Source organism: Bradyrhizobium sp. CCBAU 53415, from assembly GCF_028128735.1.
GTDB lineage: Bacteria > Pseudomonadota > Alphaproteobacteria > Rhizobiales > Xanthobacteraceae > Bradyrhizobium.
The window spans coordinates 478,253-500,301 of the sequence record NZ_LBJF01000023.1; the positions used below are offsets into that span (position 1 = coordinate 478,253).

Here is a 22,049-nt window from a genome sequence, read left to right on the forward strand (position 1 = left end):
GGCGCGCTACTCCGTCTTCCGTCCCCCTGAGATGGCCGCTTCTCCAGCGGCCTTACTCCGCCGCCTTTTCCCTCAAGCGCTGCGCATAGACATTGATGACCAGCGCCGCCAAGAGGATCAGGCCACGGATCAGGATCTTCAGGAAGCTGTCGATGTTGACGTGGTCGAGGCCGTTGTTGAGGACGCCGAGCACGAACAGGCCGACGATGGTGTTGCCGATGCCGCCGCGGCCGCCGAACAGGCTGGTGCCGCCGACGACGACGGCGGCGATGGAGTCGAGCAAATAGGTGTCGAACTCGTTCTGCTGCGCGCTGCCGAAATGGGCGACGCCGAGCATGCCACCGATGCCGGAGCACACCGCGGAGATCACCATCACGGCGCCAAGGATGAGCTTGACGTTGAGGCCGGAATATTCCGCCGCCTCGCGGTTGCCCCCGACCATGTAGACGTAGCGGCCGAAGCGCGTGTAGGTCAGCACCAGATGGCCGCCGAGCAGCATGACTGCGGCGACGATGACGATCCAGGGGATGCCGCCGATCGAACCCGAGCCGAGCGTCGTGATCAGGCTGGGCACCTTGTAGGCGATCTGGCCGCGCACCAGAAGCGCGGAGATGCCGGCCGCGATCTGCATCATCGCCAGTGTCATGATGAAGGAGGGGATGCCGATCACGGTCAGCCCCAGCGCGTTGACGAGGCCGAGCAGGGCGCAGAGCAGGATCGACAGGATGATCGCAACCGCGCCGGGCAGGGGGATATTGGCGATGTTGACGTAGGACTCTTGCAGCGTGAAGTAGGCGACGGCGATGCCGGTGACGTTGGCGATGCTGGCGATGGAGAGGTCGATCTCGGCGCAGAGGATCACGAAGGTGAGGCCGACCGCGATGATGCCGGTGACCGACACCTGCGTCAGGATGTTGCCGAGATTGTCGAGTGTCGCGAAGGAGGGGCTGGCGAAGGCGAAGAAGGCGGAGAGGAAGATCAGGGTGAGGAATGGTGCGATGTTGCGCATCTGCGAGCGCAGGAAAGGCGCCAGCCCGCGCGCCCGCTGTCCCGCCGCCAAAGCCGTCTCACTGCTCGCCATTGTGCTTCTCCGTCACGCCGCTTCCAGCAGGCGGTCCTTGCTGACCGGCTCGTTCGAAAATTCCCGCACCACCGCGCCGCGCTTGAGCACGAGGATGCGGTCGGCCAGCGACAGCACCGTTTCCGGCTCGGTCGACAGCACGATGATCGCAAGCCCTCTGGCGCGGAGGTCGCGGACGATGTTGATGACGTCGTTCTTGGCGCCGACATCCATGCCGCGGGTCGGCTCGCACAGCACGAGAAGCTTGGGCGGATAGGTGAGCCATTTTGCCAGGGCGACCTTCTGCTGGTTGCCGCCCGAGAGCATGCCGAGATCGAGGCCGACCACCGGCGGCCGGATCTGCAGCTGCTCGACCTGGCGCTTCGCGATATCGCGCTCCTCAGTCGGCTTGAGCAGCAGCGCGGAGATGCGATCGAGGATGCCGATCGAGATGTTCTTGTAGACCGGCTCCTGGTGAAACAGCATGTCGCGCCGGCTCTCCGGCACCAGTGCCACGCCGGCGCGCCGCGCCGCCGCCGTGCTGGCGAAGGTTCTCGGCGAGCCCTCGACCGCCAGCGTGCCGCCATCCGGCTTCAGCTTGCCGAACAGGACGCGCGACAGTTCCTGCTGGCCGCAGCCCATGAAGCCGTAGATGCCGAGCACCTCGCCCGCGCGGGCCTCGAACGAGATGTCCTTCAGGCTGCGGGACAACGACAGCTGGTCCACCTTCAGGATGACCGGGCTGTCGCTCGGCTGCGGCAGCATCAGGTCATCGGTGTAGCTGTGCTCGAGCGCTTCGCCGCCGCGGCCGATCATGGCTTCGATCAGCGCGCCCTTGCTGGTCGCCGCGCTTGTCGTCTCCGCAACCTTCCGCCCGTTGCGGAACACGGTGACCGTATCGGACACGAGCAGGATGTCCTCGATGAAATGCGAGATGAAGACGATGCTGGTGCCACCCTCGCGCAACCGCCGGAGAGTGGCGAACAGCCGCTCGACCTCCGGCGGGGAGAGGGCGGAGGTCGGCTCGTCCAGGATGACGATGCGCGCGCCGGAGAATAGCACGCGCGCGATCTCGATCAGCTGCTGCAGCCCGATCGGGAGATCGCCGAGCCGGGACATCGGATCGACGTCGATGCCGAAGCGGGCGAGCTGCTCGCCCGCTTCGCGCGCCATCCGCCGCCATTGGACGAGGCCGAGGGCGTTGGTCGGCTGATTGCCCAGGAAGACGTTCTCGGCGACGGTGAGGTCGGGTGCGACGCTGAGCTCCTGATGCACCATGGCGATGCCGGCGGCGTGCGCATCGCGCGCCGAGCGGAAATGTGTTTCCCGGCCGTCGATCAGGAAGCGGCCGGAGAACTCGGTGTGCACGCCGGCGATGATCTTCATCAGCGTGCTTTTTCCGGCGCCGTTCTCGCCGACGAGACCATGGATCTCGCCGGGATAGAGCGCGAAGTCGACACCACGAAGCGCCTCGACGCCGCCGAAGCTCTTCGTGATGCCCTGGAGTTCCAGGATGGGTTGCTGTCCCGCAGGCATAAAAGTTCAGATCTTAAAGTTCAGATCTTGGAGGCTCAGATCTTGGAGGCTCAGATCAGGAAGTGATCCTGCATCCACTGCATGCCGGCGGCGTTGGCCTTGGTCACGACCGGGCCGTCGGTGACGACGTTCTTGGGGATTCCCTGTCCGCTCCTCTCGCCGCCGACCACGGCGGAGACGCCCGCGATGATGGCGCCGCCATGGATGCGGCAGGACGGATTGCGCACGGTCGCGAACATGCGACCCTCGCTCACCGCCTGGATCGCCGGCGGCATGGCGTCGACGCCACCGATCAGGATGTTGGTGCGGCCCCGCGCCTTCATGATGTTGGCTGCGGCGAGCGCCATGTCGTCATTGTGGAAGAACGCCGCGTCGATCTGCGGGTATTTCGTCAGGTAGGTTTCCCAGAGGCGGGCGGTCTTGGAGACGTCCCAGTCGGCCGGCTGGGTGTCGAGCACCTCGATCCCGGGGAATTGCTTGACCACCGAGTTGAAGCCCTTGGCGCGTCCTTGTGCGCCGGTGTGTCCGAGCGCGCCTTGGGTCATGATGATCTTGCCCTTGCCGCCCATCGCGTTGCACAGCGCCTGCGTCACGGACGCGCCCATGAACTCGTTGTCGGGGGCGAGGAAGGAGTGGACGTTGATCTGGTCGAGCGGCGCGATCAGCGTGTCCATGTCGATGACGGGCGTGCCGGCGTCGATCATCTTCTGCACCGGCTGGGTGAGGGTGCCGATGCCGAAGGCCTGGATCGCGACGAAGTCCCATTTCTGCGAGGCCATGTTGTCGATCGCCGCGCGCTGCTTCACCGCATCGAGCTGGCCGTCGAACCAGGTGACTTCGACGTTGAACAGCTTGCCCCAGAATTCCGCGGCCTGCTTGCCTTGCGCGCACCAGGTCGCCTGCAGGCCTGCGTTGGAAAAGGCCGCCTTCAGCGGCTTTTCGCTGCGTCCGACCGCGGCTGCAATTGCGGGGTTTATGCCCATGCTGCCGAGGATGGCAGTTGCGGCGCCGGCGGTCGCAGCCGCCTGAAGAAGATCGCGCCTCGTCGTCGAGAAATCTTTCGTCCCGGACATCGCTCGCTCCCATGTATCTTGTCGTCGGCGCGTCATTGCTTGCGCGACCGATGCCCGAAAGTCTCTCACAAGAGTTGTTGGCACTCAATCTGCAATCAACCGCGGGATCGCCGCAGCCAGTGTTGGTGCAGCGCAAAGCATCAGGCCGGAGCGACGGCGAAGAACGCGATGAACAGCTCGCGCGGCGTCTCGTGAGCATCGCGCGAGGCGAGCTCGCAGGAGATCAGCCGGAAATGCCCGCCGCGCTCGCCGGCGAGGTCGAGGATCGCTTCAATCGTCAATGCGGGCATCGATCCCTTCACGAGGTCGCTGCCGTCCGAGCGGAACGTCGCCCTGCGTTTTGCGGATGCAATTCGAACAGACGTTGACGGACAAGCGGCGTGAGATCGGCGCAGCGCGCGGTCGCGCGTTCGAAGCCGTCTTCGATTGGATGAGGGCCGCGTTCATCGAGAGTTCAGCCGCGCGGACAAAAAAAGAGCGGGGCCCTGGCCCCGCTCGAAAATTGTGTCGACCCTATTATCCCCGATCTTAAGATTTGCTCTTGATTGACGGGGCGACGCTGCGTTTTGCGCGCCAGGGGCTCCTCCCGAGACTTGGACCACCAGACTTCGACCTCGCGGTCAGCCTGAGCAAGAGGAATGCTAAATCAACTTTTCTCACTTGTCATCATTTTCGGCAACGAATGTTCAAAATTCGAGCAGCTGACGAAATGATCGGGCTGTCTTCCGATAAGTGTATGACAAATAAAAGAAATCTGTGGACGGTCGGCGCTCTGGATTGCCTCGAATGGTTGGGTCCGAGCCTTTCGTAGGGCGCTCCGGTCCGAATCTGCCGACATTTGTCCTGGGACAAGAAGGCCGCCGAAGTTCCCTCGACTCGGAACCAGCGGGGTGTTTAAGCTAGCAGGGAACGAATGGTTCGGCGAATGCGCGCACGGCTGCGAAAATATCTTCCGATCGTCCTGCTCGCGCTGGTGATGCAGGTGCTGGCGCCGATTGCCGCGTGCTGGTCGGCCGGCCAGGTTATGGCCGATCCGCTTTCCGCCGCCGTTATCTGCCACAGTGCGGGCGAGCAGGGCGGCGGTCCGAACAATCCGACGGGCACGCCGACCGCGCATGCCGGCGCCTGTGCCCTTTGTTGCCTGGCCCAGGCCAACGCGACGCTCGATTCGCCGCCGCAGGTTGCTCTCGCCACTCCCTTCCGTCACGCCGAACGTGTGGTGTGGCTTGCGGCGGATGTGTCCGCCATCGCCTCCTATACGGTCGTGAGCGCCCAGGCTCGCGCGCCCCCTCGATTTTCCTGACGTAGCGACAAATCGAACCATTGGCGCGCGCCGTTGCCGTGCCGGTGGCGTGCTCAATGGACCGGCCGATGTGCCGGATGTCAGGAATTCAACAGATGTTACGCATTCGTGCGATCAGCCGCGCGAGCCTGCCCGTGCTTTGCGGGCTGGTGTCCTCGATCGGCTCAGACGCGCTGGCCCAAGGCGCCTCGGAAGCGCTTCCCGCGGTGACCGTTGAGGCGCCGCAGCCTTCTCGTCCCCAACCAATCACCCGGCCATCGCGACTGCGCTCAGCTTCAGCGGGACGCGCGGCCAGACCCGTTGCGCAGAACGCGGTTGCCAGCCCGCCGGCCCAAAACCTGGCCGAGTCTGCCGGCGCAGCGCGGGCTGGTCTCAATCAGTCCCCGGCCGGCCAGACCGCGACGACCATCGATCGCAGCCAGTTCGACAATCGCCCGGCGTTTTCGGTCAGCGACGTCTTGCGGGACAGTCCAGGCATTTCGATCAAGCAGGGCAACGGCCCGCGCGATTTCGGCATCTCGATTCGTGGCTCCAACGCCCGGAACGGTTTCGCCATCCGCAATCTCGTGATCTTCGAGGACGGCTTCCCGGTGACGCAGCCGGACGGCCTGTCGCGCAGCGACCTGATCGATCCGCACGCCTATGGCGCGATCGACGTGATTCGGGGACCTTCATCGGCGCTCTATGGCAACTATGCGACCGGCGGTGCGCTCAATTTTCGAACGCGGCCGGGCGGCACGATCGACGGCGTCGAATATGGCGTCGACGGCGGCAGCTACGGTTATCTCAACAACTACCTCGCCGCCGGCAAGAAGGTCGGTAATTTCGAGGGCTCGCTGTTCGCGAGCGACGTGCGGGGCGATGGCTATATCGGCAACAGCTGGTTCAATACGCAGACCGTCAACTTCCTCGGCACGCTCAAGGCGACGCCGGACGATCGTTTCACGGTCAAGATCATCAACAACGACCTCAGCGCGCGGCTCCCGCTTCGCCAGTCGCTGAACCAGTTCTACATCAATCCGTTCCAGCAGGGGTGTACGACCGGTGCAACGGCGGCAGCCGGATGTCCGACCGTGTCTCTCTTCAGGAACGGCTTCAACGGTGGCAAGGACATCGAGACGGCGACCCAAGCCGGTCTCGGGCGAAACGATCGACGAACCATTGTCGGAGCACGATGGGAGCACGACTTCGATAACACGATGACGTGGCGGAACCAGTTCGTGTTCGACGACAGGAACATCAGCCAGCCCACCGGCGCGACCAGCGCCATAGGCGATTTCCCCTCGTACAACTACATGAGCGACGTCACCAAGCGCGGTGAAATCTTCGGCATGGAGTCCACCACTTTGGTCGGCGCCTGGTACAATACGCTCGTGGCGTCGAGCGATACGCGCAACGTCATGCCGGGCGGAAACGCCACGCTGGGACTGATCTCGGCCAACACCTACAGCGATACATCCAATTACGGGATACGGGCGCGGGAGGAGCTGAAGCTTACTCCGGACCTGACCGCGATCGCTGGAATTGGGTGGGAAACCACCATTCTGAAGGGCGTTAATACGCTCTACAAATACAACACGATCAACGTTCCAGTCGCGACGATACCTACGCCCACCGCCGTCAACCGCAGGATTGAGAACACGGCGCCCGAATTGGCGCTGCTCTACAGACTTAATCAAGAATGGCAGTTTCGCGGACGGGTCGCGACCGGATACGGAACGCCGCAGGTGTCGAATCTGTTCGTTCTTCCGAACGGTGATTTCGGCAACAACACTCAGCTCCAGACGCAAACCAATGTCGGCTATGATCTCGGCTTCGATTGGACGCCGAGCAATGCGGTCAAGCTGAGCGCGACGGCATTCTACGAATTTTTCCGAAATGAGCTGGTCAGTCAGGCCGCCAGCAATCCCAGCGCGAGCAACGCGACCTATACGTTCAACGTGCCGCGATCGGAGCATCGCGGCATCGAGCTGGCCGCCGACTGGAAGTTCTATCCCGGCTGGCGGTTCACGGCGGCGTACACCTATCTCGACGAGGTCTACACCGAGTATATCGAGAACATCACCAATGGCGCCGTGTTCAGCTTCAACCGGGCAGGTAACAAGATTCCCGGCATCTCCCCCAACGAGCTGACGGCCCGAATTGGATATGACGAGTTCGCCGGGCCGCTTGCAGGTCTCGGAGGCTTTGTCGAACTGCAGTGGAAGGACTCCTTCTACATGGACAATGCGAATGTGCTGAAGGCACCCGGCTATGAGCTGGTCAATTTGAACGTTCACTACAAGACCGATCTGGTGTCGGACACCTTCAGATCGCTGAATCTGTTTCTCGAGGTCAGGAACGTACTCGACCGGACCTACATCGCTTCGGCAAACAACATCGCCAACACGGTGACGGCGGCCGGCCTTCAAAATCCTGCGAGTGTGCTCGCAAACACCACAGGATCGATCTATGCCGGCTCGCCGCGCGCCTTCGTTGCGGGTATGAAGGTGGCGTTCAAATGATCCGGGTTCTCGAAGGGAATAGGGCCATGATCCGAACTGGCCTGCTTGGGATCGTCGCTCTCGCATTCCTGCAAGGTGCGGCGCTCGGACAGATGCGAGCTCCGCATGCGTCCGAAGCGGCGTGTGAAGAGCCGACGCTGCGCTGCGCAACCAAGGCGACGCCCGCATTCGCTCCGGACGGAACGCTGTGGCTGGTCTGGATGGCGGGAGGGCAGGTCTCGGTCGCGAGTTCGCAGGATGCGGGCCGCAATTTCTCGGTCCCCATCCAGGTCACGACGAAGCGGCTGAACCTTGACTGGGGGCCGGATGCGCGGCCGAAGATCGTGGTCGATCGCAAGGGCGGCATTGTCGTTGCGTTCTCGATCTTCAGGGACGAAGCCTTCAACGGCCAGGTGCTCTACACGCGTTCGGCCGATGACGGAAGGAGCTTCGCCGAGCTGAAGCCCATCACCGCCAACAACGAGAGCCAGCGTTTCGAAGCGCTGGCGCTCGATCAGGACGGAACCGTCTTTGCAGCCTGGCTCGACAAACGCAATCGTGTTCCCGCAAGGGAGGCGGGACGGAAATATGAGGGAGCAGCGCTGTTCTTTGCCTCGTCTCGCGATGGCGGCGCCACCTACACCGAGGCCAGTCTCGCGCGTGACGGCACCTGCGAGTGCTGCCGATTGGGGCTGACGTTCGCGGCGCCCGGGCGGCCGGCCGTGATTTTCAGGAACATCTTCGATGGCGGCGTGCGCGATCACGCGATCATGACATTCACCGACGTCTCGACGCCAGGGGAAATCCATCGCGTCAGCAACGACGACTGGCAGATCAATGCCTGCCCGCACCACGGGCCGAGCCTCACGGTTGCGCCGAACGGAACCTATCACGTCGCCTGGTACACGAACGGGAAGGCTCGCAAGGGATTGTTCTACGCCCACTCGCGCGACGAAGGTCGCACGTTCTCTGCGCCGATGGCGTTGGGGCGGCCGGATCGTAATCCGACGCGCCCCTTCGTGCTCGCGGGCCCGGCCGGGACGGTGATGGTGTGGAAGGAGTTCGATGGCGAGAAGACCTCGGTCCAGATGACGATCTCCCGTGATGACGGCGAAACGTGGTCGCCGCCGAAGACGATATCGAGCACGACCGACACGTCCGATCACCCCTTGCTCGTCTCCAATGGCAAGCAGACCTACCTGTCATGGATGACGAAGGCGGACGGCTATCGGCTTACAGCTATCGAGGACCAGCCATGAGATTTCGATTTGCAGGCATTGCGAGTCTTGTCGTTCTGATCGCGTCGGCGGCTGCGCTCGGCGCATCTCCCGCTCTGAAGCCGTTCGAACGCGGCACCTGGCAAGGTGTCCTCAAGGGGCACGCCGGCCGCCCCGTGCTCGTGCATTTCTGGGGCGTGACCTGTGGCCCCTGCAAGGTCGAGCTACCGCTGCTCGGGCAGTTTGCCAAGGATCATCCTGACGTCGATGTCGTCACGGTCAGCGCGGACCTCGTGCCAAATTTGCCGGCCGCGACGCAATCGATGCTCGACAAGGCGGGACTGTCGTCGACCGAGAACTTCATCTTCAACGACGGCTTTGTCGAGCGCTTGCGGTTCGAGATCGATCCTGCCTGGCAGGGCGACATCCCCAGGACGATGCTCATCTCTCGGGACGGGAGCATCACGACGATCGAAGGCTCCGCCGAAATGTCCGACCTGGAGAAATGGTCGGCGCAGCAACTCTCCAAACACTGAAGTTCAATCTGCAAAAGGAAATACCGATATGAAGGCAAGACTGAAAGATGTGCTGCTCGCTGCGTTTGCTTTTGCGCTCTGCGCAGCACCGGCGGCCGCCGACGACGTCAAGGCCGGCGATCTCGTCATCTCGCAGGCGTGGAGCCGCGCGACGCCGGGCGGCGCCAAGGTCGCCGGGGGCTATCTCACCATCGAGAACAAGGGCACGGCGGCCGACAAGCTGGTTAGCGTGTCCGCCGATATCGCGGGGAAGGCCGAGATCCACGAGATGGCGATGGACAACGGTGTGATGAAGATGCGTCCGCTCGACAAGGGGCTGGCGATCGATCCCGGCAAAACGGTGAAGCTCGCGCCCGGCGGCTATCACCTGATGCTCCAGGAGCTGAAGGGCCCCTTCAAGCAGGGCGACAAGGTGCCCGTGACGCTGCAATTCGAGAAGGCCGGCAAGGTCGCCGTCTCTCTCGACGTCCAGGGCGTCGGCGCGCAGGCGCCGGGCGACGCCGGACACTCGGGTCACATGGACATGAAGAAAATGCCGGATCACTCGGGAATGAAGATGAAGTGAGACTAATCCGGCCGGCCGCGCCCGCGCGCGGATCGACGGGCTGTTGACCGATTTCGAGCGGGTCACGCTGGAGGCGATTGGGCCGCCGCCGCAAAGGAGCGCCGCGGCGGCTCAACCTGAACCTGAAGTCGACGGAAAAATGACAAGGAATTTCGCCGCGTTAGCGGCTTTTCCTCATTCCCGGTCTTGTGTTTTCGCTCTCAATCCGGTTTCACTGCGGACGATCACTGATTCCCAGAGTATTCCCATGCGGTTGTCGCGTTTCTTTCTGCCCATCCTGAAGGAAAACCCGAAAGAGGCGGAGATCGTCTCGCATCGGCTGATGCTGCGCGCCGGCATGATCCGGCAGGAGGCCGCCGGCATCTATGCCTGGCTGCCGCTCGGCTTCCGCGTGCTGAAGAAGATCGAGCAAATTGTGCGTGAGGAGCAGGACCGGTCCGGCGCGATCGAGGTATTGATGCCGACCCTGCAACTCGCCGATCTCTGGCGCGAGAGCGGCCGCTACGATGCCTATGGCCCGGAGATGCTGCGCATCGCCGACCGCCACAAGCGCGAGCTGCTGTACGGGCCGACCAACGAGGAAATGATCACCGAGATCTTCCGCGCCTACGTGAAGTCCTACAAGAACCTTCCGCTGAATCTCTATCATATCCAATGGAAATTCCGCGACGAGCAGCGTCCGCGCTTCGGCGTGATGCGCGGCCGCGAGTTCCTGATGAAGGATGCCTATTCGTTCGACCTCAACGAGGCCGCGGCGCGCGTCGCCTACAACAAGATGTTCGTCGCCTATTTGCGGACGTTCGCGCGGATGGGCCTGAAGGCGATCCCGATGCGCGCCGAGACCGGCCCGATCGGCGGCGATCTCAGCCACGAGTTCATCGTGCTCGCCGAAACCGGCGAATCCGGCGTCTTCATCAATCGCGACGTGCTCGACCTGCCAGTGCCGGGCGAGGATGTCGACTATGAGGGCGACCTGACGCCGATCATCAAGCAATGGACCTCGCTTTATGCGGCGACGGAGGACGTCCACGACGGCGCGCGCTTCGAGCGGGAAGTGCCCGCGGACAAGCGAGTGAACACTCGCGGCATCGAGGTCGGGCAGATCTTCTATTTCGGCACCAAATATTCCGAGCCGATGAAGGCGCTGGTGGCAGGCCCCGACGGCGTCGATGTGCCGATCCATGGCGGCTCCTACGGCGTCGGCGTCTCGCGCCTGTTAGGTGCCATCATCGAGGCCTGCCACGACGATGCCGGCATCAAATGGCCGGAGGCGGTGGCGCCGTTCCGCGTCTCGATCCTCAACCTCAAGCAGGGCGATGCGGCCGTCGATGCGGCCTGCGAGAAACTGTATGCTGAGCTCACGGCCAAGGGCGTCGACGTGCTCTACGACGACACCGATCAGCGCGCCGGCGCCAAGTTCGCCGCCGCCGACCTGATCGGCATCCCCTGGCAGATCATGATCGGGCCGAAGGGGCTCGCCGACGGCAAGGTCGAGATCAAGCGGCGCAGCGACGGCGCCCGCGAGACCATGTCGCCCGCCGACGCGGTTGCGCGCCTGGTCGGCTGAATATTGTTCATCGCGCGATATCGCGGCCGCCAATCCGGCCACAATTGACCCCGAATCATGGGATTATCGAGCGATGGATGAGACCATGACCGAAACCGTGCAAACCGCGCCTTTTGCGCCATTCGAGTGGATGCTGTCGGCGCGCTATCTGCGTGCGCGGCGGAAGGAGGGATTCATCTCGGTCATCGCCGGGTTCTCCTTTCTCGGCATCATGCTGGGCGTCGCGACGCTGATCATCGTCATGGCCGTGATGAACGGCTTCCGCAAGGAGCTGCTCGACAAGATCCTGGGGCTGAACGGCCACATCCTGGTCCAGCCGCTGGAATCGCCGTTGACCGACTGGAAGGATGTCGCCGAGCGCATCAGTCAGGTCGATGGCATTCGTCTCGCAGCGCCCGTCGTGGACGGCCAAGCGCTCGCATCATCGCCGTGGAACGCCTCTGGCGTCCTGGTGCGGGGCATCCGTTCCGACGATCTCAACAACCTCACCTCGATCGCCAAGAACATCAAGCAGGGATCGCTCGAGGGCTTTGACGAAGGGCAGGGCGTCGCGATCGGCCGGCGCCTCGCCGACCAGCTGTCGCTGCATGCCGGCGACAGCGTGACGCTGGTGGCGCCGAAGGGCGCTGTGACGCCGATGGGCACGACGCCGCGGATCAAGCCGTACAAGATCGTCGCGGTGTTCGAGATCGGCATGTCCGAATACGATCTCGGCTTCGTGTTCATGCCGCTTGCCGAAGCACAGGCCTATTTCAACCGCAGCAACGACGTCACCTCGATCGAGGTGTTCACCACCAACCCCGACAAGATCGACGCCTTCCGCAAGGCGGTGACGGAGGCTGCGGGCCGGCCGGTTTTCCTGGTCGACTGGCGGCAGCGAAACTCGACTTTCTTCAACGCGCTCCAGGTCGAGCGCAACGTGATGTTCCTGATCCTGACCATGATCGTTCTTGTCGCGGCGCTCAACATCGTCTCCGGCCTGATCATGCTGGTGAAGGACAAGGGCAGCGACATCGCGATCCTGCGCACGATGGGCGCCTCGCAAGGATCGATCATGCGGATCTTCCTGATCACCGGCGCCTCGATCGGCGTGGTCGGGACGCTGGTCGGCTTCTTCGTCGGCCTCGTGATCTGCCTCAACATCGAATCGATCCGGCAATTCCTGTCCTGGCTGACCAGCACCGAATTGTTCTCGCCGGAACTCTATTTCCTGTCGAAACTGCCTGCTGAAATCGACGTCGGCGAGACCACCGCGGTGGTGGTCATGGCGCTGACGCTGTCGTTCCTGGCGACGCTCTATCCGTCGTGGCGCGCCGCGCGTCTCGATCCCGTCGAAGCGCTGCGGTACGAGTGAGGGGCTGATGGAGCAGCAGCAGGGGGCGGAAGATGTCCCGGTCATTTATCTCCACGAGATAAAGCGGCAGTATTTGCAGGGCGAGGTGCCGCTGACCATCCTCGACGGCGCCAAGCTGGCGCTATGGGCCGGCCAATCGGTCGCGCTGGTGGCGCCGTCGGGCTCGGGCAAGTCGACGCTGCTGCACATTGCAGGTCTTCTGGAAGCGCCCGATTCCGGCGAGGTCTATGTCTCGGGCGCGCCGACCTCGCAGCTGCCCGACATCGAGCGCACGCAGCTGCGCCGCACCGACATCGGCTTCGTCTACCAGTCGCACCGGCTGCTGCCGGAGTTCTCGGCGCTCGAGAACGTCATGCTGCCGCAGATGATCCGCGGCCTGAAGAAATCCGAGAGCGTCAAGCGGGCCAAGGAACTCCTGGGCTATCTCGGGCTCGGCGACCGCATCACCCATCGCCCCGCCGAATTGTCCGGAGGCGAGCAGCAGCGCGTTGCGATCGCACGTGCGGTCGCCAATGCGCCGCGCGTGCTGTTTGCGGACGAGCCGACCGGCAATCTCGACCCCGGCACGGCCGAGCACGTGTTCCAGGCCCTGATGCAGCTGGTCAAGGCGACGCAGGTGTCGATGCTGATCGCGACCCACAACATGGAACTCGCAGGTCGCATGGACCGGCGCGTCTCGCTGTCGCACGGCCAGGTGGTCGAGCTCGAATAGCAAGACTGCGAAAACAACCCCATGCACAGTAGCCAAGTGCTTGGCGGGCCTTCCGAAAAAAATCGGCGACGGCGCCTCGCCGCCGCCCCAAGGGCTCAAGGGCGGATCACGGTCATTTTGAACGGTCCGCCATTGGCGGCGGCGTGTTCCACCGCTTCATTGGCGTGGTCGAGGTCGAAGGCCGTGGTCTCGTATTCGTCGAGCCGCAGCAATCCCGCACGGACCAGCGCGATCAGGCGGCTCGCCGCATCCGGCGGATACATCCAGACGCCGTGGATGCTGATGCAGTTGCGCATGATCCAGGGGTAGGGCAGTTCGAGGCCCGCGCCACCCGCCATGCCGACGCCTCCCATCAGCACGACGCGGCCGTAAGCGCGCACTGTCATGACCGCCGCCCGCACGATGGCCGGGCTCACCGAGGGCGGCATGATGTCGAACACGCAGTCGATCGGGCCCGGCGCGGCGCGCCTCATGCTCTCGCGGTCGTCGTCTTCAACGCCGGTGAGCTTGACCGGCTGCACGCGGTTGCCGAAGCGACGGACGAGGTCGGCGAGGATCTCTTCGTTGCGGCCCGGCGCCACAACGCAGGCCGCGCCCATCGCGAGCGCGACTGAAACGGCGGCGCTGCCGAAATTGCCGGTGGCGCCGCTCACCAGCACGGTCTCGCCGGGCCGAAGGTTCGCAGCGAGGAAGCCGCCATAGGGCACCAGCAGCGTGCCCAGCGCGCACCAACGCGTCGCTTGCTCCGGTGTGATCGCGCCGAGGCGTTTGACGTTCTCGGTCGGCAGGCGCATCTGCTCGGCGAAGGAGCCATGGCGAAAGTGCCTTTGCAGAAGCATGCCGCCGGGCCCGGCGGCAGTCAGTCCCTGCAGGGCGATATCGGGCGCGACGGCGTCATCGCGCGAGCGCACCGTCGGATCGCAGAACACCCAGTCGCCGACGGCAAGCTTGGTCGCGTCTGGTCCGATCACGCGCACCCTGCCAATGCCGCCGGGGCCGGGGATGATCGGCAGATCGAGCGCATAATTGCGCGTCCCGTCGAAGACCTCGTTCATGTAGGACAGCACGCGCGTAGCGACGACATCGACGATGACCTCGCCGGTGCCGAGCACCGGTTCGGGGACATTCTCGATTGCCAGTGGCGAGCCGAAGGATTTGAGCACGGCAGCTTTCATGACGTTCACCTCAAGGTCCGGTGAAGCCGATATGCGTCGCCTTGAAGGGGCCAAGAAGGCCTGGTATTATCCTAGTATTATACAGGCCCTCCATTGCAGGACACGCGTCATGGCCGATCCACGCCGGGTTGAATTCGGCGACTTCCTGAGGTCCCGCCGCGAAAAGCTGTCGCCGAAGACCGTCGGGCTTCCGATGGGCAGGCGCCGGCGCACCGCGGGGCTGCGCCGCGAGGAGGTTGCGCAGCTCGCCGGCATCGGCGTCGACTGGTACATCCGCCTCGAGCAGGGCCGCACCGTCAGCCCGTCCGTTACCACGATCGACGCCCTGGCCCGCGCGCTGCGCCTCAGCAAGACCGAGCACGCGCACCTGAGAGCGCTGGCGCGCGACGGAGACAAGCGCCCGTTCACGCGCGAAATCGTGCCGCCGCCGATCCGGCGGATGATCGAGAGCCTGCACCAGCCGGCCTATATCACCGGGCGGCGTTGGGACGTGCTGGCCTGGAACGACGCGGCCGAGGAGGTTTTTGGCTTCGGCCAGTTGCCGGAGCAGGATCGCAACACGTTGCTCCTCGTGTTGACGAACAAGCAGACGCGAAAATTCTACGGCGCGGGCTGGGCCGACGTCGCCAAGAGCATGGTCGCGATGTTCCGCGCCACCCATGACGTCTGGGCCGGCGATCCCGCCTTCACGGAGTTGCTGACGCGGCTGCGCCAGGGCAGCCCGGAATTCGTCAAATGGTGGGAAGCGCATGAGATCCGCAACACGGCGTCGGGCCTCAAGACCATGAACCATCCGACCAAGGGCGTACTCCGGTTCGAGCACACCAGCTTCCAGGCCAACGACGATCCCGCGCTCAAGCTCGTGATCTATACGCCGGTGTAGGACGGACACCGATTCAAAGGGTGTCTGTCTTCGAAGCCATTCAGGCTTTCGAATGCGACCGCTGTAGATCTCGTTCCGAGCGTAATGAAGCGACTTCAGACGGATTCCAAGGGCCCGGGAACCCAAGTGTCACCCGGAGGTTAGTTGGTCGGTCAGTCGACATCGACGTCAGGTCGAGCTGCCCCGATCGAATTGAACTGCGCAACGCGGAATACCGTTTCATCGGCCTATTGAGTGGAGGCAGGGAAGTGTCCGGGGAAGACCGATGACGACAGCGACCGGGCTGCTCTCGGCCGACCGTAATGCCGTCTTGGCCACCCTCGGCGACTACATTCGAGAAATCGGCAACCCCGACGATCTCGCCTATGCCGCGGCTGAGTTGCTCGGCCGCAGCCTCAATGTCAGTCGGGCAGGTTACGGCACCGTCGATACCTCAGCCGAAACCATCACGATCGCTCGCGACTGGAACGCTCCCGGGATATCGAGCCTGGCCGGCGTGCTGCGCTTTCGCGACTATGGCAGCTATATCGAAGATTTGAAGCGCGGCGAAACGGTCGTCTGCGCCGATGCCGAGAAAGACCCTCGCGTCGGCGACCGTGCCCGTGCTCTCGAGGCGATCTCTGCACGCGCACTCGTCAACATGCCGATCTCCGAGCCCGACGGGGTTGTGGCGCTGTTGTACCTCAACAATGCCGCGCCACGCGAATGGAGCCCTGAAGAGCTGGACCTCATCCGCGATGTTGCCGAGCGCACGCGCACCGCGGTCGAACGCCGCCGCGCGGAAACGGCCGTGCGCGAGAACGAAGCCCGGCTGCTCTTCCTGGACGCCCTCAACAAGGAGACGGCCAAGGTCCGCGAAGCCGACGGCGTGATGGCGGTGACGACGAGGATGGTCGGTGAGCATCTCCGCGTCTCGAACTGCGCCTATGCTGACATGGATCCTGATCAGGACGGCTTCACCATACGCGGGGACTGGGCAGCCCCCGGTGCGATGCACATCCTGGGGCACTACAGCCTTGCCGACTTCGGCGTGAAGGCGGTGCGAGAGCTGAGAGCCGGCAGGCCCCTCGTCATCAACGACAATCTGAAGGAGATCGCGCCGGAGGAAGCCGCCGCTTTCCAGCGCATCGGCATAGGTTCGACCATTTGCATGCCCTTGGTGAAGGAAGGGCGGCTGACGGCCTTGATGGCGATACATCACCGGGGCCCGCATCTCTGGACGCCGCGAGAGCTTGCCTTGCTCACAGAGGTGACGGAGCGATCGTGGGCGCACATCGAGCGCGTCCGATCGGAGCAGGCAGCCCGGGAGTCTGCCGAACGGCTGGTCCTCGCGAACAAGGCGGCCGGCATCGGCACCTGGGACTACGATCCGCTCAACGACATTCTCCGATGGGACGGCCGCTGCAAGGAGGTGTTCGGCCTCCCACCTGACGCCGATGTCAGCTATGAAGGATCATTCCTGAGGGGCATTCATCCCGAGGACCGGCAGCGCGCTCATGAGGCTGTATCGGCAGCCCTGAAGCCTCATTCTCCGGCAAGCTACAACATCGAATACCGGACCGTCGGTATCGAGGACGGCGTCGAACGCTGGATCGCCGCAACTGGTCGCGCAATTTTTTCCGACGGCCAGGCTACCCGCTTCATCGGGACCGTGCTGGATATCTCCGCGCAAAAGAAAACGGAACGTCATCTCAGGATACTCAACGATACAGGGGCGTCGGTTGCCCACGAACGCGATCTCGAAAAGATCGTTCAGATCGTGACTGATGCCGGCGTCGAGCTGACGGGCGCCCAATTCGGAGCCTTCTTCTACAACGTCCAGGCCGCGGACGGCGGCAGCTACATGCTGTACTCGCTGTCCGGCGTGCCTCGATCCGCTTTCGAAAAGTTCCCAATGCCGCGCAACACCGCCGTGTTCGAGCCGACGTTCAGGGGGAAGGGCGTGGTGAGGTCCGACGACATTTTGCAGGACCCGCGTTATGGCAGGAATGCGCCGCGCAAAGGCATGCCCGAGGGCCATCTTCCGGTTCGCTCCTACCTCGCGGTCCCCGTGATCTCGCGAAGCGGCGAAGTGCTCGGTGGGCTTTTCTTCGGTCACGCGGAGGTGGGTAAATTCCACGAAGAGCATGAGGCCGCATTGCTCGGCATTGCCGGTCATGCCGCCACGGCCATCGACAACGCCCGGCTCTTGACCAGGCTCGAGGCGCTCAATGCCGAGCTGGAGCAACGTGTCGCCGATGAGATCGGCGAGCGCATGAAGGCCGAGGAGCAATTGCGGCAATCGCAGAAGATGGAAGCCGTCGGGCAATTGACAGGAGGCATCGCCCACGACTTCAACAACATGCTGGCCGTGATACTGGGCAGCCTGAATCTTGCAAAGCGGCGGCTCAGCAAGGGCGAGGTCAACGTTGACCGCTTCCTCGAGGGGGCCATCGACGGCGCAAACCGTGCGGCCACCTTGACGCAAAGGCTGCTCGCGTTCTCGCGTCAGCAGCCTCTTGCGCCGGAGGTCCTGGACATCAACAGGATGGTCGGCGAGATGAGCGAGTTGCTTGAGCGACCGCTTGGCGAGCTGGTCCAGCTCGAAACGGTCCTCGCTGCTGGTCTCTGGCGCGTCAAGGCCGACCCAGCCCAGCTGGAAAGCGCGGTCATCAATCTCGCGGTGAATGCGCGCGACGCCATGCCGAAGGGCGGCAAGCTGACGATCGAAACCAGCAACGCGTCGATAGATCGAAAATATGCCCGCGAATACGCCCTGGCACCCGGGCAGTATGTTCTCATTGCCGTCACGGACAACGGCACGGGAATTCCGGCGGAGATGCTGGGAAAGGTCTTCGATCCGTTTTTCACGACCAAGGTCGTGGGCAAGGGCACCGGCCTTGGACTTAGTCAAGTCTACGGCTTCGTGCGGCAATCGGGCGGCCATGTCAAAATCTACTCGGAAGTCGACGTTGGCACGACCGTGAAGATCTACCTTCCACGTTTCATCGGCGAGGAGGCAATCCCGGACTCGTCGCGCGGGATCATACATCCCGGTGCAAGTCATCAGAACGAGACGATTCTCGTCGTGGAAGACGACGAGCGCGTCCGCAGCATCTCATCCGAAAGCCTGCGTGAGCTCGGCTATACCGTCATCGAAGCTGCGAGCGCCATGGAGGCGATCAGGACGATCGAAAACGGCACCGTTCCGGATCTGCTGTTTACGGATGTCGTCATGCCCGAGATGACCGGCGCTGAACTCGCGGCACAGTTGTCGAAACGATATCCCGGCCTGAAGGTGTTGTTTACCACCGGCTATACGCGTAATGCGATCGTTCACAACGGCATGCTCGACGCCGGCAAGCATCTGTTGTCGAAGCCCTTCGCGATTGAAGACTTGGCTGCCAAAATTCGCAGTCTGCTCGACGAGTGTTGAGCACGTCGTGTCATGCGCCTTTCGATTCGAAGCACGCCGGCTTCCAGGGGGGATGGCTTTAGGTTGGATCGATCGCCGCGGGCCGTTCAAGCTTTAGTCCATCACGCTTGCATGTCGTCTGTACAGACGGGCTTGTCCCCGCTTTCGAAGGAAGACCTTCGAGGGACACGCCGACGCGCGTTGATCACGTCAGTCGATCGATGATCTGAAGGAGCCGATCGCAGGACGCCTCGATCTTCTTGGGAGGAGACATTGCGACGCCGAGCAACAGTCCTGGGCGCGCTGTGCCCTTCGACGCAGACCAGAGCGATAGCGGCGTAGGCGCGAGGCCAAGCGGTGCCGCTTCCCTGGCGATGGCCAGATCGGGTGCTCCTTCCGGCAAGCGCAGGATCGCCGCCAATCCGGCGATCGCAACGTTGGCAGTGCGCGGGCGCAGGTATTTCAGCAAACCATCGGCTTGCGCTGCGTAGACCCGTTTCGTGCGCCGAAGATGCCGCAGATAATGACCGTCGCTGATGAAATCGGCCATCGCGAGCTGCACCGCGGGTCCAGGCGCCGGCGCGAGGCACGCCGCAACTTCGGCAAATCGCGACGCCAGAGCGGCCGGTGCAACGACAAAGCCCAGACGGAGGGCAGGAGTTACGGTCTTGCTGAAAGAGCCAATGTGAATGACGCGGCCAGCGCGGTCGAGCGAGGCGAGCGCCGGTGTCGCCCGGCCCTTGAGCTGAAGCTCGCTCAGATAGTCATCCTCGATCACCCACGCCTTGCTTCGCGTGGCCCAGTCGAGCAGGCGTGAGCGTCTTGCCAGCGACAATGTCGCTCCGAGCGGCGCCTGCTGCCCTGGCGTCACGACCACCAGTGCCGCATCAGGAGCATGCTTCAGGCCGAAATCGACATCGATGCCGTCGGCGTCAACGGGGATCGGCACGATCGATGTTCGTGCGAGCTTGAGGCCGTGCCGGGTGAAGGGAAAACCCGGATCCTCCATCCAGGCCTTCTTCTGCTCGAGGCCGAGGACGCGGAGCGTCAGGCCAAGACCACCGCTGAAACCGCCGGTGATGATGATCTGGGAGGGCCCGCATTCGATTCCGCGCGCCAGCGCAAGGTAGGCCGCGATCTCGCGCCGCAACGCCGGCTCACCGCGCGGATCAGGATAGATCGCCGGCGCGCTCATCTCGATGCGGACCGCCTGCGCGCGTATCCGCGCCAGCAACGTCGCAGGAAGGGTCTCCTGCGCAGGCACGCCCATCTGGAAGATCGCCGGCCCGGCCGTGAGCGCCTGGTACATCTCCATGAACGAGCCTGGGGCCGGGGCCTTGTCCCGCCGCACCGGAAACCGTGGCCGGTCCGCGACATGCGTTCCAGTCGCGCGCCTTGCGACGATCAGTTGGGCGGATGAGAGCTTTTCGTAGGCGACCCGCACGGTGCCGCGCGCGACGCCGAGCTGGGCGGCCAGATCCTGCCAGGAGGGCAAGCGCGCGCCCGGGGCGAGCACGCCGCTCTCGATGGCGGCCCTGATTCCCCTGTGGATCTGCTCGGCCAACGGCATCTTCGCAGATCGATCCAGCTCCAGGCACAGCGGCTTGGTCATGCCTGCTTGATACACGATTTTTGCGCGTTCTTGGTACTTTTTCGTGGACCAGAACAGGGACACCTAAGGGGGTAACGGGGAGTGTTCATCCCTCCGATCATCAAGGAGCAAGCAGATGAGTGAACGTCTCGACTACAACCACGTTGCACCGGCAGGCGCGAAGGCGCTGGGTGGTGTCTATGGCTATGTCATGCAGAGCGGGCTTCCCGCGACGCTCGTCACCCTGGTCTATCTCCGCGTGTCGCAGATCAACAACTGCGCCTATTGCCTCGACATGCATACGCGCGACCTGCTCAAGGCCGGCGTGAAGACCGAAAAGCTCGCGCTGGTGCAGGCGTGGGCGGAGGCGGGCAATCTCTTCGACGAGCGCGAGCGCGCCGCCCTCGCATGGGCCGAGACGGTCACCCGCATCGCCGAGACCAACGTTCCGGACGATGCCTATCGAGCCGCCCGCAAGGTCTTCAGCGAGCGCGAGCTGGTCGATCTCACGATCGCGATCAGCCTGATGAATGCGTATAATCGCATGTCGATCAGCTTCCGGAAAACGCCGCAGGCCGTGCTTGAGAGTGCCGCCTGACGGAGAATGGCCAGCCGAAACAGAGAGCAGGAGCCTGAAAATGACGAACGTGATTTCCGGCGTCAAAATTCCCGACAGTCAATTGGCGCGCGAGGCTGCCGAGCTGGTGCGCAGCTACGAAGGCGAGATGTTGTTCAACCATTCGGTTCGCGTCTACGTGTTCGGCGCGATCAAGGGGCTGCGTCAGAAGCTGAAGTTCGATCCCGAACTGCTGTATGTCGCGGCGCTGTTTCACGACCTCGGTCTCGTCGATCACTACCACACCGAGACCAAGCGGTTTGAGGTCGACGGCGCCGACGCCGCGCGCGACTTTCTGCGGGCCCGCGGTATTGCCGAGCCGCAAGCCGACCTGGTGTGGGAAGCGATCGCGCTACACACCACCCCCGGCATTCCGCAATATATGAGACCGGAGATCGCGCTCACCAACGCAGGCGTCCTGGTCGACGTCGTGGGCATCGGATATGACGAGTACACGCCGGAGCAGCGCGACCAGGTGATCTCCGCGTTCCCGCGCGGCGACTTCAAGAACGAGTTCCTGAAGGTGCAGACCTGCTCGGCGCTGAAGAAACCGCAGACGACGTTCGGGACGGTCAACTTCGACTACATCGAAGATCACGATCCGGGCTTCCGCAAGCCGAACGCATGCACGCGCATTCGCAACACGCCCTGGCTGAGCTGAGGGGATGCAACGGGCTCCCTCACGGGACGCCCGGGCATCCGCCGGACGGCTTTGATCATCCGGCGCGAACGGCGGGGCGTCTCGGGCGGTGAGGGGACGCCGGTTTGTGCGACGGAAAATACGGATTCACCGCGCAACTCGCGGAGCGCCCGACCGCGAGATAGCGGCACTGCGCAAGCGATGCGTAGCTGCAGTCGAAATAGCCGACGGGGCCGTAGATCTGCATGCAGACCGGATAGCTCGGATCGTAAGTCTGTGCATGCGCAAGTCCATCGGCCGAGAGCTGGGTGATCGCGATGAGCGCGAGGTGGGCGCGGCGCATC

Annotated in this window: 18 protein-coding genes and 1 pseudogene; 12 read left to right on the forward strand and 7 right to left on the reverse strand. The window is 63.6% G+C overall.

Going from position 1 to position 22,049, the window contains the following annotated elements:
- Positions 1-52: 52 nt before the first annotated feature.
- From XH87_RS18155 to XH87_RS18170, 4 genes and pseudogenes are all read right to left on the reverse strand, one after another.
- On the reverse strand, positions 53-1,081 hold the full coding sequence (locus tag XH87_RS18155) for an ABC transporter permease (RefSeq protein ID WP_271588312.1): 1,029 nt from the start codon (positions 1,079-1,081) through the stop codon (positions 53-55).
- Between the two features lie 12 nt (positions 1,082-1,093).
- Positions 1,094-2,596: a sugar ABC transporter ATP-binding protein gene (locus tag XH87_RS18160; RefSeq protein WP_271588313.1), complete on the reverse strand. Its 1,503-nt coding sequence runs from the start codon at positions 2,594-2,596 to the stop codon at positions 1,094-1,096.
- 50 nt (positions 2,597-2,646) lie between these two features.
- Positions 2,647-3,669 carry a sugar ABC transporter substrate-binding protein gene (locus XH87_RS18165; RefSeq protein ID WP_271588314.1) on the reverse strand — a complete coding sequence of 341 codons (1,023 nt, stop codon included), beginning with the start codon at positions 3,667-3,669 and terminating at the stop codon, positions 2,647-2,649.
- A gap of 152 nt (positions 3,670-3,821) precedes the next feature.
- Positions 3,822-4,096 (reverse strand): annotated as a pseudogene (locus XH87_RS18170) (globin); the annotation flags it as partial.
- Positions 4,097-4,594: 498 nt separating this feature from the next.
- Between XH87_RS18170 and XH87_RS18175 the strand changes: the two are divergent.
- The 8 genes from XH87_RS18175 to XH87_RS18210 all read left to right on the forward strand — a co-directional run bounded on the left by XH87_RS18175 (position 4,595) and on the right by XH87_RS18210 (position 13,406).
- The gene (locus XH87_RS18175; protein ID WP_271588315.1) at positions 4,595-4,972 is read left to right on the forward strand and encodes a DUF2946 domain-containing protein; all 378 of its coding nucleotides are present in this window, start codon (positions 4,595-4,597) and stop codon (positions 4,970-4,972) included.
- 95 nt (positions 4,973-5,067) lie between these two features.
- Positions 5,068-7,476 carry a TonB-dependent receptor family protein gene (locus XH87_RS18180; protein WP_271588316.1) on the forward strand — a complete coding sequence of 803 codons (2,409 nt, stop codon included), beginning with the start codon at positions 5,068-5,070 and terminating at the stop codon, positions 7,474-7,476.
- Between the two features lie 26 nt (positions 7,477-7,502).
- On the forward strand, positions 7,503-8,714 hold the full coding sequence (locus XH87_RS18185) for a sialidase family protein (protein ID WP_271588317.1): 1,212 nt from the start codon (positions 7,503-7,505) through the stop codon (positions 8,712-8,714).
- Positions 8,711-9,208, forward strand: a complete 498-nt coding sequence (locus XH87_RS18190) for a TlpA family protein disulfide reductase (protein WP_271588318.1) — start codon at positions 8,711-8,713, stop codon at positions 9,206-9,208. Before XH87_RS18185 ends, XH87_RS18190 begins: the two co-directional genes overlap by 4 nt.
- Positions 9,209-9,236: 28 nt before the next feature.
- Complete coding sequence (locus XH87_RS18195) at positions 9,237-9,773, forward strand: copper chaperone PCu(A)C (RefSeq protein WP_271588319.1); 537 nt, start codon at positions 9,237-9,239, stop codon at positions 9,771-9,773.
- Positions 9,774-10,020: 247 nt separating this feature from the next.
- On the forward strand, positions 10,021-11,340 hold the full coding sequence (proS, locus tag XH87_RS18200; RefSeq protein ID WP_271588320.1) for a proline--tRNA ligase: 1,320 nt from the start codon (positions 10,021-10,023) through the stop codon (positions 11,338-11,340).
- A 73-nt stretch (positions 11,341-11,413) separates the two neighbouring features.
- The gene (locus XH87_RS18205) at positions 11,414-12,694 is read left to right on the forward strand and encodes a lipoprotein-releasing ABC transporter permease subunit (protein WP_035702228.1); all 1,281 of its coding nucleotides are present in this window, start codon (positions 11,414-11,416) and stop codon (positions 12,692-12,694) included.
- Positions 12,695-12,701: 7 nt separating this feature from the next.
- Positions 12,702-13,406: an ABC transporter ATP-binding protein gene (locus tag XH87_RS18210; protein ID WP_035702229.1), complete on the forward strand. Its 705-nt coding sequence runs from the start codon at positions 12,702-12,704 to the stop codon at positions 13,404-13,406.
- 95 nt (positions 13,407-13,501) lie between these two features.
- On the opposite strand, the gene XH87_RS18215 is transcribed toward XH87_RS18210, so the two are convergent.
- Positions 13,502-14,581, reverse strand: coding sequence for a zinc-binding alcohol dehydrogenase family protein (locus XH87_RS18215; RefSeq protein ID WP_271588321.1), 1,080 nt, complete (start codon positions 14,579-14,581; stop codon positions 13,502-13,504).
- A gap of 109 nt (positions 14,582-14,690) precedes the next feature.
- Between XH87_RS18215 and XH87_RS18220 the strand changes: the two genes are divergently transcribed.
- Entirely contained in the window at positions 14,691-15,464 is a 774-nt protein-coding gene (locus XH87_RS18220) for a helix-turn-helix transcriptional regulator (RefSeq protein WP_271588322.1), read from the forward strand.
- 265 nt (positions 15,465-15,729) lie between these two features.
- The gene (locus tag XH87_RS18225; protein ID WP_271588323.1) at positions 15,730-18,879 is read left to right on the forward strand and encodes a GAF domain-containing protein; all 3,150 of its coding nucleotides are present in this window, start codon (positions 15,730-15,732) and stop codon (positions 18,877-18,879) included.
- A gap of 184 nt (positions 18,880-19,063) precedes the next feature.
- On the opposite strand, the gene pdxR is transcribed toward XH87_RS18225, so the two are convergent.
- Positions 19,064-20,470: a MocR-like pyridoxine biosynthesis transcription factor PdxR gene (gene pdxR / locus XH87_RS18230; RefSeq protein ID WP_271588324.1), complete on the reverse strand. Its 1,407-nt coding sequence runs from the start codon at positions 20,468-20,470 to the stop codon at positions 19,064-19,066.
- A 115-nt stretch (positions 20,471-20,585) separates the two neighbouring features.
- Here pdxR and XH87_RS18235 point away from each other — a divergent pair, with 115 nt between their 5' ends.
- On the forward strand, positions 20,586-21,047 hold the full coding sequence (locus XH87_RS18235; protein WP_271588325.1) for a carboxymuconolactone decarboxylase family protein: 462 nt from the start codon (positions 20,586-20,588) through the stop codon (positions 21,045-21,047).
- A gap of 40 nt (positions 21,048-21,087) precedes the next feature.
- Positions 21,088-21,726 carry an HD domain-containing protein gene (locus XH87_RS18240; protein WP_271588326.1) on the forward strand — a complete coding sequence of 213 codons (639 nt, stop codon included), beginning with the start codon at positions 21,088-21,090 and terminating at the stop codon, positions 21,724-21,726.
- A 55-nt stretch (positions 21,727-21,781) separates the two neighbouring features.
- Here the strand turns inward: XH87_RS18240 and XH87_RS18245 are convergent, their stop codons facing one another.
- A complete protein-coding gene (locus XH87_RS18245; protein WP_271588327.1) occupies positions 21,782-22,048 on the reverse strand; it encodes a DUF3551 domain-containing protein in 267 nt (88 codons plus the stop codon).
- Position 22,049 lies beyond the last annotated feature (1 nt).